Source organism: Citrobacter sp. HN-141 (assembly GCF_033341895.1).
Taxonomy (GTDB): domain Bacteria; phylum Pseudomonadota; class Gammaproteobacteria; order Enterobacterales; family Enterobacteriaceae; genus Citrobacter.
In genome coordinates this window covers 186,467-199,962 of sequence record NZ_JAWPBF010000008.1, presented here as the reverse complement: position 1 = coordinate 199,962, position 13,496 = coordinate 186,467, and the positions used below count along the sequence as shown (strand labels likewise).

Below are 13,496 nucleotides of genomic sequence, written 5' to 3'. Positions count from 1 at the left end.
CCTCGCTTCATTTATTGATTATCAAAAATAGCGTCTACGAAGGATCGCCAATGGCAAGTGCGCAGGAAAAACAATTGCGGTGGTACAACATCGCATTGATGTCTTTTATTACCGTATGGGGATTCGGTAATGTTGTAAATAACTATGCTAATCAGGGATTAGTGGTTGTCTCTTCATGGATATTTATTTTCGCCCTCTATTTTATCCCTTATGCACTGATTGTCGGACAACTTGGCTCCACGTTTAAAGACGGTAAAGGTGGGGTTAGTACCTGGATTAAACACACAATGGGACCGGGACTGGCTTATCTCGCCGCGTGGACCTATTGGGTGGTGCATATCCCTTATCTGGCGCAAAAGCCACAGGCTATTCTGATTGCTCTGGGATGGGCGCTGAAAGGCGATGGCTCGCTGATTAAAGAGTACACCGTGGTGGCGTTGCAGGGGCTGACGTTAGCGCTGTTTATCTTTTTCATGTGGGTTGCATCCCGTGGCATGAAATCGCTTAAAATCGTTGGATCGGTTGCGGGGATCGCGATGTTTGTGATGTCCATTCTGTATGTCGTAATGGCCGTTACCGCTCCGGCGATTACTGATGTGCAGATCGCCACAACCAATATCACCTGGGAATCTTTTATCCCGCATATCGATTTTACCTATATCACAACGATCTCTATGCTGGTCTTTGCGGTCGGTGGCGCGGAGAAAATCTCTCCATACGTTAACCAGACGCGTAACCCGGGCAAAGAATTTCCGAAAGGGATGTTAGTTCTGGCGGTGATGGTGGCGGTGTGTGCGATCTTGGGTTCTCTGGCAATGGGGATGATGTTTGACTCTCAGCATATTCCTGATGACTTAATGACTAATGGCCAGTATTACGCTTTCCAGAAGCTCGGGGAGTATTACGGCATGGGTAACACATTGATGGTTATTTATGCAGTTGCCAACACGTTAGGTCAAATTGCGGCTTTGGTGTTTTCTATTGATGCGCCGCTTAAAGTTTTACTGGGCGATGCCGATCGCAAATATATTCCTGAAAGCCTGTGTAAAACCAATGCCTCTGGGACACCGGTGAATGGCTATATTCTGACACTGGTGCTGGTGGCCATTTTGATTATGTTGCCAACGCTGGGTATCGGTGACATGAACAACTTGTATAAATGGCTACTGAATCTGAATTCAGTGGTGATGCCTCTGCGCTATCTGTGGGTGTTTGTGGCATTTATTGCCGTTATTCGTCTGGCGCAGAAATATAAACCGGAATATGTCTTCATTCGTAACCGAACGCTTGCGATGACCGTGGGAATTTGGTGTTTTGCGTTTACTGCGTTTGCCTGCCTCACGGGAATCTTTCCGAAAATGGAAGCCTTTACTCCAGAGTGGACATTCCAGCTCACGCTGAACATCGTGACGCCGTTTGTGCTGGTTGGACTGGGATTGATTTTCCCGCTGCTGGCAAGAAGAGGGCGTTAAGGGGAAATAGGGTGGGTAACAGGTCCGTTACCCACCACAAGACTTAGTACATCACTTTGTGACCATACTGCTCAAGGATGCCCTTGACGCGCTCCATGGTCTCTTTTTTCGGCGGCTTCACGCCATCCAGTTTGTATTCTTCACCCATCGCCACCCATTTGTGTTTACCCAACTCGTGGTATGGCAGCAGTTCGATTTTTTCGACATTGCCCATATCACGGGTAAATTCGCCCAAACGGTGCGCTGAATCATCATCATCGGACCAGCCTGGTACGACAACATAGCGGATCCACACCTTGATATCTTTGTTGGACAGGTAACGGGCAAACTCCAGTGTGCGATGGTTAGACACGCCGACCAGGTTCTGGTGGATCTCGTCGTTCATCTGTTTCAGATCGAGCATCACCAGATCGGTCACTTCCAGCAACTCATCAATCACCGGGTCGTAGCGGCGGACAAAACCGTTAGTATCAAGACAGGTATGAATACCTTCTTTCTTACAGGCACGGAACCAGTCACGGACGAATTCAGCTTGCAGAATAGCCTCTCCGCCGGATGCTGTTACGCCACCACCGGATGCGTTCATAAAGTGACGATAGGTCACGACTTCTTTCATTAGTTCATCGACGGTGACTTCTTTACCGCCGTGCGTATCCCATGTGTCACGGTTGTGGCAATACAGGCAGCGCATCAGGCAGCCCTGAAAGAAGGTAATAAAGCGGATGCCCGGGCCATCAACAGTGCCACAGGATTCAAAGGAGTGAATGCGACCAATAACTGACATTGCGGTGTTTCTCCAGGTGTGGCCCATCCGGGGCCAGTGTTAGTGCACAGTTATTAACTGTGTCGAGTCTGTTTTGGCTGCTATCCATACTTTTCGTATTTCAAGCTGCATCTTTGTTAGCTTCCTTCGCTCACCCCAGTCACGTACTCCTGTACGCTCCAGGGGATTCACTCCGTTGCTGCCTCAATGCAACTCGAAATCCATCGAGTATATAAGTATAGATAGCTGACAAAGCAGGCTATTAAAAAGGCCCCACTTACGTGGAGCCTTTATTGTACGCTTTTTAAAGTACGATTTCAGTCAAAACCAATTACATGGTCTGAGTGAAGGTACGAGTAATAACGTCCTGCTGCTGTTCTTTAGTCAGGGAGTTAAAACGTACTGCGTAGCCAGAAACACGGATGGTCAGCTGCGGATATTTTTCCGGATGTTCCATCGCATCCAGCAGCATTTCACGGTTCATGACGTTCACGTTCAGGTGCTGACCACCTTCGATGGACGCTTCATGGTGGAAGTAACCATCCATCAGACCCGCCAGGTTGGTCTTACGAACTTCGTCGTCTTTACCCAGTGCGTTCGGAACGATAGAGAAGGTGTAAGAGATACCATCTTTCGCGTAAGCAAACGGCAGTTTAGCAACGGAGGTCAGAGAGGCAACAGCACCTTTCTGGTCACGGCCGTGCATTGGGTTAGCACCCGGTCCGAACGGCGCGCCAGCACGACGACCATCTGGGGTGTTACCAGTTTTCTTACCATACACAACGTTAGAAGTGATGGTCAGAACAGACTGAGTCGGGATAGCGTTACGGTAAGTAGTCAGTTTCTGAATTTTCTTCATGAAACGTTCTACCAGGTCAACCGCCATGTCATCCACGCGAGAGTCGTTGTTACCGAACTGCGGATATTCGCCTTCGATTTCGAAGTCAACAGCCAGGCCGTCTTCGTCACGAATCGGTTTAACTTTCGCATATTTGATTGCAGACAGGGAGTCAGCAGCAACGGACAGACCAGCGATACCACACGCCATGGTGCGGATAACGTCACGGTCGTGCAGCGCCATCAGAGAGGCTTCGTAGCTGTACTTGTCATGCATGTAGTGGATAACGTTCAGTGCAGTGACGTACTGTTTAGCCAGCCAGTCCATGAAGTGATCCATGCGCTCCATCACTTCGTCGAAGTTCAGAACGTCGCCTTTGATCGGTTCAGATTTAGGACCAACCTGCATTTTCAGTTTTTCATCAACGCCGCCGTTGATTGCGTACAGCATGGTTTTCGCCAGGTTTGCACGCGCACCGAAGAACTGCATTTGTTTACCAACAACCATTGGGCTTACGCAGCAAGCGATAGCGTAGTCGTCGTTGTTGAAGTCCGGACGCATCAGGTCATCGTTCTCGTACTGCAGAGAAGAGGTGTCGATGGACACTTTAGCGGCGAATTTCTTGAAGTTCAGAGGCAGTTTTTCAGACCACAGAACAGTGATGTTCGGCTCCGGAGAAGGACCCATGGTGTACAGGGTGTTCAGGAAGCGGAAGCTGTTTTTGGTAACCAGAGTACGGCCGTCAACGCCCATACCACCGATAGATTCAGTTGCCCAAATCGGGTCACCGGAGAACAGTTCATCATATTCAGGCGTACGCAGGAAACGAACCATACGCAGTTTCATGACCAGGTGGTCAATCATTTCCTGAGCGTCTTGCTCGGTGATTTTGCCAGCTTTGATATCACGTTCGATGTAAGCATCCAGGAAGGTGGATACGCGACCGAAGGACATTGCTGCACCGTTCTGAGATTTAACAGCGGCCAGGTAGCCGAAGTAAGTCCACTGGATAGCTTCCTGAGCGTTGGTAGCCGGACCAGAGATATCGCAGCCATATTTAGCCGCCATTTCTTTGATCTGACCCAGAGCGCGGTGCTGTTCAGCGATTTCTTCACGCAGACGGATAGTCGCTTCCAGGTTTACGCCATTTTCCAGGTCTGATTGCAGAGAGACGAACTGAGCGTATTTGTCTTTCATCAGGTAGTCGATACCGTACAGCGCAACGCGACGGTAGTCACCGATGATACGGCCACGGCCATACGCATCTGGCAGACCAGTCAGAACACCGGATTTACGGCAGTTCAGAATGTCTTTGGTATAAACATCGAATACACCCTGGTTGTGGGTTTTACGGTATTCGGTGAAGATTTTTTTCAGCATCGGGTCCAGTTCGCGATTGTACGCTTTGCAGGAACCTTCAACCATTTTGATACCGCCAAACGGGATAATCGCACGTTTCAGCGGAGCTTCAGTCTGCAGACCAACAATTTTCTCGAGCGCTTTGTTGATGTAGCCAGCGTCGTGAGAAGTGATGGTAGAAGCAACGGAGGTGTCAAAGTCAACAGGCGCGTGAGTGCGGTTTTCCTGTTTAACGCCTTCCATTACGCTGTCCCACAGTGCAGTGGTCGCTTCAGTTGCGCCAGCCAGGAAGGACTCGTCACCCTCATACGGAGTGTAGTTTTTCTGAATGAAGTCACGGACGTTTACTTCATTCTGCCAATCACCTTTGGTAAAACCTTCCCAGGCTGTGGCTAACTTTTCATTAAGCTCGGACATGTAACACCTACCTTCTTAAGTGGATTTTTTATTTACTGCGTGTAATGAGCATCAACAGATTAATGATGATCGTTACCACGCAGGTAAATGACCCAGTATGTCAACCCGACCAACAAACCGCCGCCGATAATGTTACCGATCGTAACCGGAATCAGGTTATCGGTGATGAAATTCATCACGGTCAGGTGAGAAAAATTCTCCGGAGAAGAACCGACAGCGGTCCAGAATTCCGGGGTGGCGAAATCGCGTATTACGATACCCATAGGGATCATAAACATGTTTGCGATACTGTGCTCAAAACCGCTGGCAACAAACATTGCGACCGGTAATACCATGATAAACGCTTTGTCCATCAGGCTGCGACCAGAGTAGCTCATCCAGACGGCCAGACACACCATTAGGTTAGCCAGAATACCCAGGCTTACAGCTTCAACAAAAGTATGGTGCACTTTGTGGTCGGCAGTTTGCAGGACGTTGAGTCCCCACGCGCCGTTGGCGGTCATATACTCGCCAGAAAGCCACATGAGTAACACAAAGATCAGCGCACCAATCAGGTTACCGACATAAACGTTAAGCCAGTTCTTCGCTAACTGACCCCAGGTAATACGACCACTGGCTTTAGCGACGACAATCAGTACGGTTGAAGTGAAGAGGTCAGCGCCGCAGACAACGCAAAGGATCAGCCCCAGGGAAAAGCAGATACCACCCACCAACTTTGCCATGCCGAAAGGCATTGTGCCGGTACCGGTTGTGGCAGTGATATAGAAAACAAAGGCAATTGAAATGAACACACCGGCAGTAATTGCCAGATAGAACGTCTTAAGCGGATGTTTCGTTGCTTTATAGACGCCTGCTTCTTCGGCAACTTTGGCCATAGCAGCAGGAAGTATAAGATCAAAAGGGTTGTCAGCTTTCACACTAACTCTCTCTTTATTAAGTCGGCGACGAGATACTAACAAAGCATTATAGATGAGAATTTGATATAGATCATATCTCGCCTGGCTTATAGGCCCGTAAGACGCATGGTTTTTATGCAATTACGGTGTAACTTGTTGATTATCCATATAAAAATAAATTTTAAAAATTATAAAGTGAGTTGAATTTTTTCTTTATGCCTCCAGGTGGACGGTTAATTAAAATGGAGTAATTGAGATAAATATCGATATTAATAAACCAAAATTTTTAATATCAACTACTAATATTTAACCTTGCTTTTACATTTATTTTTGAGTAGACAAAAATAAAAAACAGGGCGCTTAAAGCGCCCCGTAATATAGCCCAGACAATACGTTTAGCCTACTCAACGCGGGCTGTTTGCCACTATTTTGACCAGTGTGCTGCTTTCGCGCGTTGCAGCTTCTCATAGGCTTTCAGCAGAGACTGATGTGCCGGGAAAGCCTGCAGATCGCTATCAACCGTTTGTAATCCGTAGAATGGCGCTTCTCCGCTCATTGCTGCGCTTGCTGCTTCAACTGCCTCTGCACCGTACATACGAACAAATGCGTTAAGGTACTGCAGCGGCTGGCGGTCCTCTTCCTGTGACAACAGCAGCAGCGTTTGCAGGCAACGGTAATAGTTTGCGCGTTCAGCACTAAAGACGGATGCGTTAAATTCCATTGTCCATTCCGTCCAGATCAGTGCCTGCTCAAGGTCACCCCCCGCCAGAGCCAGCATTACTTTGAGCTCGCCAATGCGCAGGGTATACCAGCCATTATCCGCACCGGTCGCCAAACCCAGCAGCTCACGTACGCGAGTGAAGTCGTCAAATCCTTCTTCATCCAGCTGTGCGAGCAGGTTGAGGTAGTCTTCTTTTTCCCATTCGCTGCCTGGCAGAGAGAGAATGGTCTCACGCAGGTGCGCTCCCATGCTGTTGTTGGCTAACCACAAATCTTCTGCTGGGTAGATGTCGGACATGCCCGGGACGATAATGCGGCAAGCGTAAACGCTCAGATGCTCATAGTCGGCTATGTAGACTTCTTTATCTTCCGCTTTGAAGATCGCCATCAGGGTGGCGAACTCTTCTTCCGTTGTACCGGAGAAATTCCAGTCAACGAACGGGTAATCGGCATCCTGCTTGAACAGATCCCAGGAGATCAGACCGCTGGAATCGATGAAGTGCGTTTCGAGGTTAGTGTGCTCAGCCACTTCTTCATCGTCGAAGGTTGGAGGAGTGAAGACGTCAAGATCTTTCAGACCACGGCCCTGCAACAGTTCAGTGACGGTACGCTCCAGTGCAACACCGAAATCCGGGTGAGCGCCGAAAGAGGCAAAACAGGTGCCGTTAGCCGGGTTGAACAAGACAACGCAGATAACCGGGTATTTGCCGCCCAGCGAACCGTCATACGCGAAGATTGGGAATCCTTCGGCTTCCAGCTTTGCAATGGATTCAACGACTGCCGGGTAACGCGCCATCACTTCAGCCGGAATTTCCGGCAGGCTGATGCTTTCCGCGATAATGCGGTTCTTCACATAGCGCTCAAAAACTTCAGACAGCCCCTGAACGCGGGCTTCATTCGGTGTGTTACCCGCAGACATACCGTTAGATACATACAGGTTACCGATGATGTTCATCGGAATGTAAACGGTCTGATTATCTGACTGACGGGTAAACGGCAGGCCGCAAACGCCGCGTTCTTCATTGCCGGATTGCAGATCGATAAGCATGCTACCGGTCAGTTCATTGTCTGGATCGTAGAATGCACGCAGACGCGCATCCAGCAAACCTTCAGGTACGTCATCATCTTCAGTCAGTGGGAACCATTTTTCGTTCGGGTAATGTACGAACGGGCCGTTAGCGATGGTTTCGCCCAGCCAGAAATCCGCAAAGAAGTAATTCGTGGACAGACGCTCAAAATATTCGCCCAGTGCGGAGGCCAGCGCCGCTTTTTTCGTCGCACCTTTACCGTTGGTAAAGCACAGCGCGCATTCTTTGTCGCGAATATGTACAGACCAGACGTTAGGAACGGGGTTCAACCATGAGGCTTCTTCAATTTGAAAACCGAGGTCGAGTAATTTTTGCTGGAAGCGAGCGATGGAATCTTCCAGTGCGGCATCTTTGCCGGGGATAAATGTTTGCGTCATGAAAATCACTTTTGTCGTACGGAAAGCGCGCAATGATACGGGTTTTCAATGAATGGCGCCATCGCCGCCGGAGCCTCGGCGTAAATAAAGCCTTTGATTCACACCGTAGCGTGTTCAGTCGAATGTCTGCGGACTATCTGCTGAAGGGAAGGGGGGCTTCTTTCTTTATATATCTCTGCGCTATGCAAAACCAGAATGGTCGCAGGTCGGTTGGGCAAAATGCGCCTCCTGATAGCGAAAATCTCGGTTTTTATCCGTCAATCCGATAGATTCTGTTGTGTGACGCATCGCTCATTTTTGCCCTGGCCAGTTTTACCCATTGCGGCGCGTGTCACTGAATGATAAAACCGATATCCACAGGAATAACTTATACCAATGTCTGTCACAGGAATTATCGTAAACGACAGGATGTTGATTGGATAACAACACAACGTGGTGAGGGGAAATGGCTCAGGTCTTCAATTTTAGTTCAGGTCCGGCAATGCTTCCGGCGGAAGTACTTAAACTGGCTCAACAGGATCTTTGTGACTGGAACGGTCTTGGCACGTCGGTGATGGAAATTAGCCACCGAGGCAAAGAGTTTATCCAGGTTGCAGAGGAAGCGGAGCAGGATTTTCGCGATCTTCTCAGCATCCCCTCCAACTATAAAGTGTTGTTCTGCCATGGCGGTGGTCGCGGGCAGTTCGCGGGTATCCCGTTAAATATTCTGGGTGATAAAACCACCGCGGATTACGTCGATGCCGGTTATTGGGCCGCCAGTGCAATTAAAGAAGCGAAAAAATACTGCACGCCAAACGTTATTGATGCCAAAGTCACCGTTGACGGCCTGCGCGCTGTGAAGTCGATGAGCGAATGGCAGCTTTCTGACAACGCGGCGTATCTGCACTATTGCCCGAACGAAACCATCGACGGTATCGCGATTGATGAAACGCCGAATTTTGCCAGCAATGTGGTGGTGACGGCGGATCTGTCTTCTACCATTCTTTCCGCGCCGCTTGATGTTAGCCGCTATGGCGTTATCTATGCCGGGGCGCAGAAAAATATTGGTCCTGCGGGGCTGACCATTGTCATCGTACGCGAAGATTTACTGGGCAAAGCCCACGTGTCTTGCCCGTCGATTCTTGACTATACCGTACTAAATGACAACGACTCCATGTTTAACACGCCACCGACCTTTGCCTGGTATCTGTCTGGCCTGGTCTTTAAATGGCTGAAGAAACAGGGCGGCGTCAGCGCAATGGATAAAATTAACCAGCAAAAAGCAGAACTGCTGTACGGCGTGATTGATAACAGCGATTTCTACCGCAACGATGTGGCGAAGTCGAACCGTTCACGTATGAACGTCCCGTTCCAGTTGGCTGACAGCGCGCTCGATAAACTCTTCCTGGAAGAGTCTTTTGCTGCGGGCCTGCACGCGCTGAAAGGGCATCGTGTGGTCGGCGGTATGCGTGCGTCCATCTACAATGCTATGCCGCTGGAAGGCGTAAAAGCACTGACAGATTTCATGGTCGATTTCGAGCGTCGCCGCGGCTAATCTGCTGTACTTTTCATCCCCACAGCCAGCCTGTGGGGTTTTTATGTCTGTTTTTGAGAGTTGAGTTTCATGGAATCCCTGACGTTACAACCCATTGCGCGGGTGGATGGCACCATCAATCTACCTGGTTCCAAAAGTGTTTCTAACCGCGCTTTGCTGCTGGCTGCATTAGCAAATGGCACCACTGTCCTGACAAACCTGCTGGACAGTGATGATGTCCGCCATATGCTGAATGCGCTTAATGCGTTGGGGATTAGCTATACCCTTTCGGCCGATCGTACCCGCTGTGAAATTACGGGGAATGGTGGTCCGCTGCATGCCGAAGGCGCTGTAGAGCTGTTCCTTGGCAACGCCGGAACCGCAATGCGCCCGCTGGCCGCCGCTCTGTGCCTGGGCAGCAATGATATCGTGTTGACGGGTGAACCGCGCATGAAGGAGCGCCCGATTGGCCACCTGGTTGACGCACTGCGCCAGGGCGGAGCGAATATTGAATACCTGGAGCAGGAAAACTATCCGCCTTTACGTTTACGCGGTGGCTTCACCGGGGGACAGGTTGAGGTAGACGGCAGCGTTTCCAGCCAGTTCCTGACCGCGCTGCTGATGACAGCACCGCTGGCGCCGCAGGATACGACAATCGCGATTAAAGGCGATCTGGTGTCAAAACCGTACATCGACATCACGCTGAACCTGATGAAAACGTTTGGTGTTGACATTGAAAACCAGAACTACCAGCGTTTTGTCGTACAGGGCAACCAACAGTACCAGTCTCCGGGCGCTTATCTGGTAGAAGGCGATGCTTCATCGGCTTCGTATTTTCTCGCGGCCGGCGCGATCAAAGGCGGTACGGTGAAGGTTACCGGAATTGGGCGTCATAGCATGCAGGGTGATATTCGCTTTGCCGATGTGCTGGAAAAAATGGGCGCGACCGTGACATGGGGTGATGATTTTATTGCCTGTACGCACGGTGAGTTGAACGCTGTTGATATGGATATGAATCATATTCCTGATGCGGCAATGACCATTGCGACCGCCGCGCTGTTTGCAAAGGGCACAACGACTTTACGGAACATTTACAACTGGCGTGTCAAAGAGACTGACCGTCTGTTTGCTATGGCAACAGAGCTACGGAAAGTGGGCGCGGAAGTTGAAGAGGGGCATGATTTTATTCGTATCACTCCGCCGGTTAAGCTGCAGTTTGCGGATATTGCGACCTATAACGATCACCGTATGGCGATGTGTTTCTCGCTGGTGGCGCTGTCTGACACACCCGTTACCATCCTTGACCCGAAATGTACCGCGAAAACCTTCCCGGATTACTTCGAACAACTGGCCCGTATCAGCACACCTGCCTGACTTTATTGCCGCATCTTCGGGTGCGGCACATTCCGTCATCTCCGATTGCCCATTTATTCTACACTCAGCTTCAATGAGTCTGTATTTTTCACACAAAGATAACGTTCGTAGACGTTGGCGCGTATAATGCGCGGCGTTCACGTTAACGTATGCCTGTTTAAGGAGAAAAAGATGACGGCAATTGCCCCGGTTATTACCATTGATGGCCCAAGTGGTGCAGGTAAAGGCACCTTGTGCAAGGCAATGGCGGAAGCATTGCAGTGGCATCTGTTAGATTCAGGTGCGATCTACCGTGTACTGGCTCTTGCGGCGTTGCATCATCATGTTGATGTGACTTCTGAAGATGCTCTGGTACCGCTTGCGTCGCATCTGGATGTGCGTTTTATCTCAACAGACGGCAATCTGGAAGTAATCCTGGAAGGCGAAGATGTCAGTGGTGAAATCCGCACTCAGGAAGTGGCAAATGCCGCATCCCAGGTGGCTGCATTTCCCCGTGTGCGCGAAGCGCTTTTACGCCGCCAGCGAGCCTTCCGCGAAGCGCCAGGCCTGATCGCCGACGGACGTGATATGGGCACGGTGGTGTTCCCTGATGCGCCAGTAAAAATTTTTCTGGACGCCTCCTCGCAAGAACGTGCGCATCGACGTATGCTACAGTTGCAGGAGAAGGGCTTTAGTGTTAACTTTGAACGCCTTTTGGCCGAGATCGAAGAACGCGATGATCGTGATCGCAACCGTGCTGTAGCGCCGCTGGTTCCCGCTGCTGATGCTTTAGTTTTGGATTCAACCCGATTAAGCATTGAGCAAGTGATTGAAAAAGCGTTACAATACGCGCGCCAAAAACTGGCTCTCGCATAAGTGCGACCGAATTTGCAGTACCCCCGTTGCAATGGATTGACAGCGGGTATGTTAAACAACCCCATCCGGCATGGAGCCAGGTGGACGTTAAATATGAAACCTGAAGATTAAACATGACTGAATCTTTTGCTCAACTGTTTGAAGAATCCTTAAAAGAAATCGAAACCCGCCCGGGTTCCATCGTTCGTGGTGTTGTTGTTGCTATCGACAAAGACGTAGTACTGGTTGACGCCGGTCTGAAATCTGAGTCCGCCATTCCGGCAGAGCAGTTCAAAAACGCCCAGGGCGAGCTGGAAATCCAGGTTGGTGACGAAGTTGACGTTGCTCTGGATGCAGTAGAAGACGGCTTCGGTGAAACCCTGCTGTCCCGTGAAAAAGCTAAACGTCACGAAGCTTGGATCACGCTGGAAAAAGCTTACGAAGAAGCTGCAACCGTTACTGGTGTTATCAATGGCAAAGTCAAGGGTGGCTTCACTGTTGAGCTGAATGGTATTCGCGCGTTCCTGCCGGGTTCCCTGGTAGACGTTCGTCCGGTCCGCGACACGCTGCACCTGGAAGGCAAAGAGCTTGAATTCAAAGTAATCAAGCTGGATCAGAAGCGTAACAACGTTGTTGTTTCCCGTCGTGCCGTTATCGAATCCGAAAACAGCGCAGAACGCGATCAGCTGCTGGAAAACCTGCAGGAAGGCATGGAAGTTAAAGGTATCGTTAAGAACCTCACTGACTACGGTGCATTCGTTGATCTGGGTGGCGTTGACGGCCTGCTGCACATCACCGACATGGCATGGAAACGCGTTAAGCATCCGAGCGAAATCGTAAACGTTGGCGACGAAATCACTGTTAAAGTGCTGAAGTTCGACCGCGAGCGTACTCGTGTATCTCTGGGCCTGAAACAGCTGGGCGAAGATCCATGGGTAGCTATCGCTAAGCGTTATCCGGAAGGTACCAAACTGACTGGTCGCGTGACCAACCTGACCGACTACGGCTGCTTCGTTGAAATCGAAGAAGGCGTTGAAGGCCTGGTACACGTTTCCGAAATGGATTGGACCAACAAAAACATCCACCCGTCCAAAGTTGTTAACGTTGGCGATGTAGTGGAAGTTATGGTTCTGGATATCGACGAAGAACGTCGTCGTATCTCCCTGGGTCTGAAGCAGTGCAAAAACAACCCATGGCAGCAGTTCGCGGAAACCCACAACAAGGGCGACCGTGTTGAAGGTAAAATCAAGTCTATCACTGACTTCGGTATCTTCATCGGCCTGGACGGCGGCATCGACGGCCTGGTTCACCTGTCTGACATCTCCTGGAACGTTGCAGGCGAAGAAGCAGTACGTGAATACAAAAAAGGCGACGAAATCGCAGCAGTTGTTCTGCAGGTTGATGCAGAACGTGAGCGTATCTCTCTGGGCGTTAAACAGCTCGCAGAAGATCCGTTCAACAACTGGGTTGCACTGAACAAGAAAGGCGCAATCGTAAACGGTAAAGTCACTGCAGTTGACGCTAAAGGCGCAACCGTAGAACTGGCTGACGGCGTTGAAGGTTACCTGCGCGCTTCTGAAGCTTCACGTGACCGCGTTGAAGATGCAACTCTGGTTCTGAGCGTAGGCGACGACGTTGAAGCTAAATTCACCGGCGTTGATCGTAAGAACCGTGCAATCAGCCTGTCTGTTCGTGCTAAAGACGAAGCTGATGAGAAAGATGCAATCGCGACTGTTAACAAACAGGAAGATGCAAACTTCTCTAACAACGCAATGGCTGAAGCTTTCAAAGCAGCTAAAGGCGAGTAATATCGAGTACTCTATACCCTAAATAATTCGAGTTGCA

At 50.0% G+C, this 13,496-nt stretch carries 9 protein-coding genes; 5 read left to right on the top strand and 4 right to left on the bottom strand.

What is annotated here, in order from left to right:
- Nucleotides 1-50 precede the first annotated feature (50 nt).
- Nucleotides 51-1,472 carry an amino acid permease gene (locus tag RYZ59_RS12110; protein ID WP_318047965.1) on the top strand — a complete coding sequence of 474 codons (1,422 nt, stop codon included), beginning with the start codon at nt 51-53 and terminating at the stop codon, nt 1,470-1,472.
- Between the two features lie 43 nt (nt 1,473-1,515).
- Here RYZ59_RS12110 and pflA read toward each other — a convergent pair whose 3' ends face one another.
- The 4 genes from pflA to ycaO form a co-directional block, all read right to left on the bottom strand.
- A complete protein-coding gene (gene pflA, locus RYZ59_RS12105) occupies nt 1,516-2,256 on the bottom strand; it encodes a pyruvate formate lyase 1-activating protein (RefSeq protein ID WP_003035751.1) in 741 nt (246 codons plus the stop codon).
- A 310-nt stretch (nt 2,257-2,566) separates the two neighbouring features.
- The gene (gene pflB, locus RYZ59_RS12100) at nt 2,567-4,849 is read right to left on the bottom strand and encodes a formate C-acetyltransferase (RefSeq protein ID WP_045441256.1); all 2,283 of its coding nucleotides are present in this window, start codon (nt 4,847-4,849) and stop codon (nt 2,567-2,569) included.
- 59 nt (nt 4,850-4,908) lie between these two features.
- The gene (focA, locus tag RYZ59_RS12095) at nt 4,909-5,766 is read right to left on the bottom strand and encodes a formate transporter FocA (protein WP_003831909.1); all 858 of its coding nucleotides are present in this window, start codon (nt 5,764-5,766) and stop codon (nt 4,909-4,911) included.
- Between the two features lie 403 nt (nt 5,767-6,169).
- Nucleotides 6,170-7,930 carry a 30S ribosomal protein S12 methylthiotransferase accessory factor YcaO gene (ycaO, locus tag RYZ59_RS12090; RefSeq protein WP_202039025.1) on the bottom strand — a complete coding sequence of 587 codons (1,761 nt, stop codon included), beginning with the start codon at nt 7,928-7,930 and terminating at the stop codon, nt 6,170-6,172.
- 445 nt (nt 7,931-8,375) lie between these two features.
- Between ycaO and serC the strand changes: the two genes are divergently transcribed.
- From serC to rpsA, 4 genes are all read left to right on the top strand, one after another.
- Nucleotides 8,376-9,464, top strand: coding sequence for a 3-phosphoserine/phosphohydroxythreonine transaminase (gene serC, locus RYZ59_RS12085; protein WP_318047966.1), 1,089 nt, complete (start codon nt 8,376-8,378; stop codon nt 9,462-9,464).
- A 69-nt stretch (nt 9,465-9,533) separates the two neighbouring features.
- Nucleotides 9,534-10,817: a 3-phosphoshikimate 1-carboxyvinyltransferase gene (gene aroA, locus RYZ59_RS12080; protein ID WP_202039024.1), complete on the top strand. Its 1,284-nt coding sequence runs from the start codon at nt 9,534-9,536 to the stop codon at nt 10,815-10,817.
- Between the two features lie 171 nt (nt 10,818-10,988).
- Nucleotides 10,989-11,672, top strand: coding sequence for a (d)CMP kinase (cmk, locus tag RYZ59_RS12075; RefSeq protein WP_137382818.1), 684 nt, complete (start codon nt 10,989-10,991; stop codon nt 11,670-11,672).
- 113 nt (nt 11,673-11,785) lie between these two features.
- Nucleotides 11,786-13,459, top strand: a complete 1,674-nt coding sequence (rpsA, locus tag RYZ59_RS12070; protein ID WP_003035776.1) for a 30S ribosomal protein S1 — start codon at nt 11,786-11,788, stop codon at nt 13,457-13,459.
- Nucleotides 13,460-13,496: the final 37 nt, after the last annotated feature.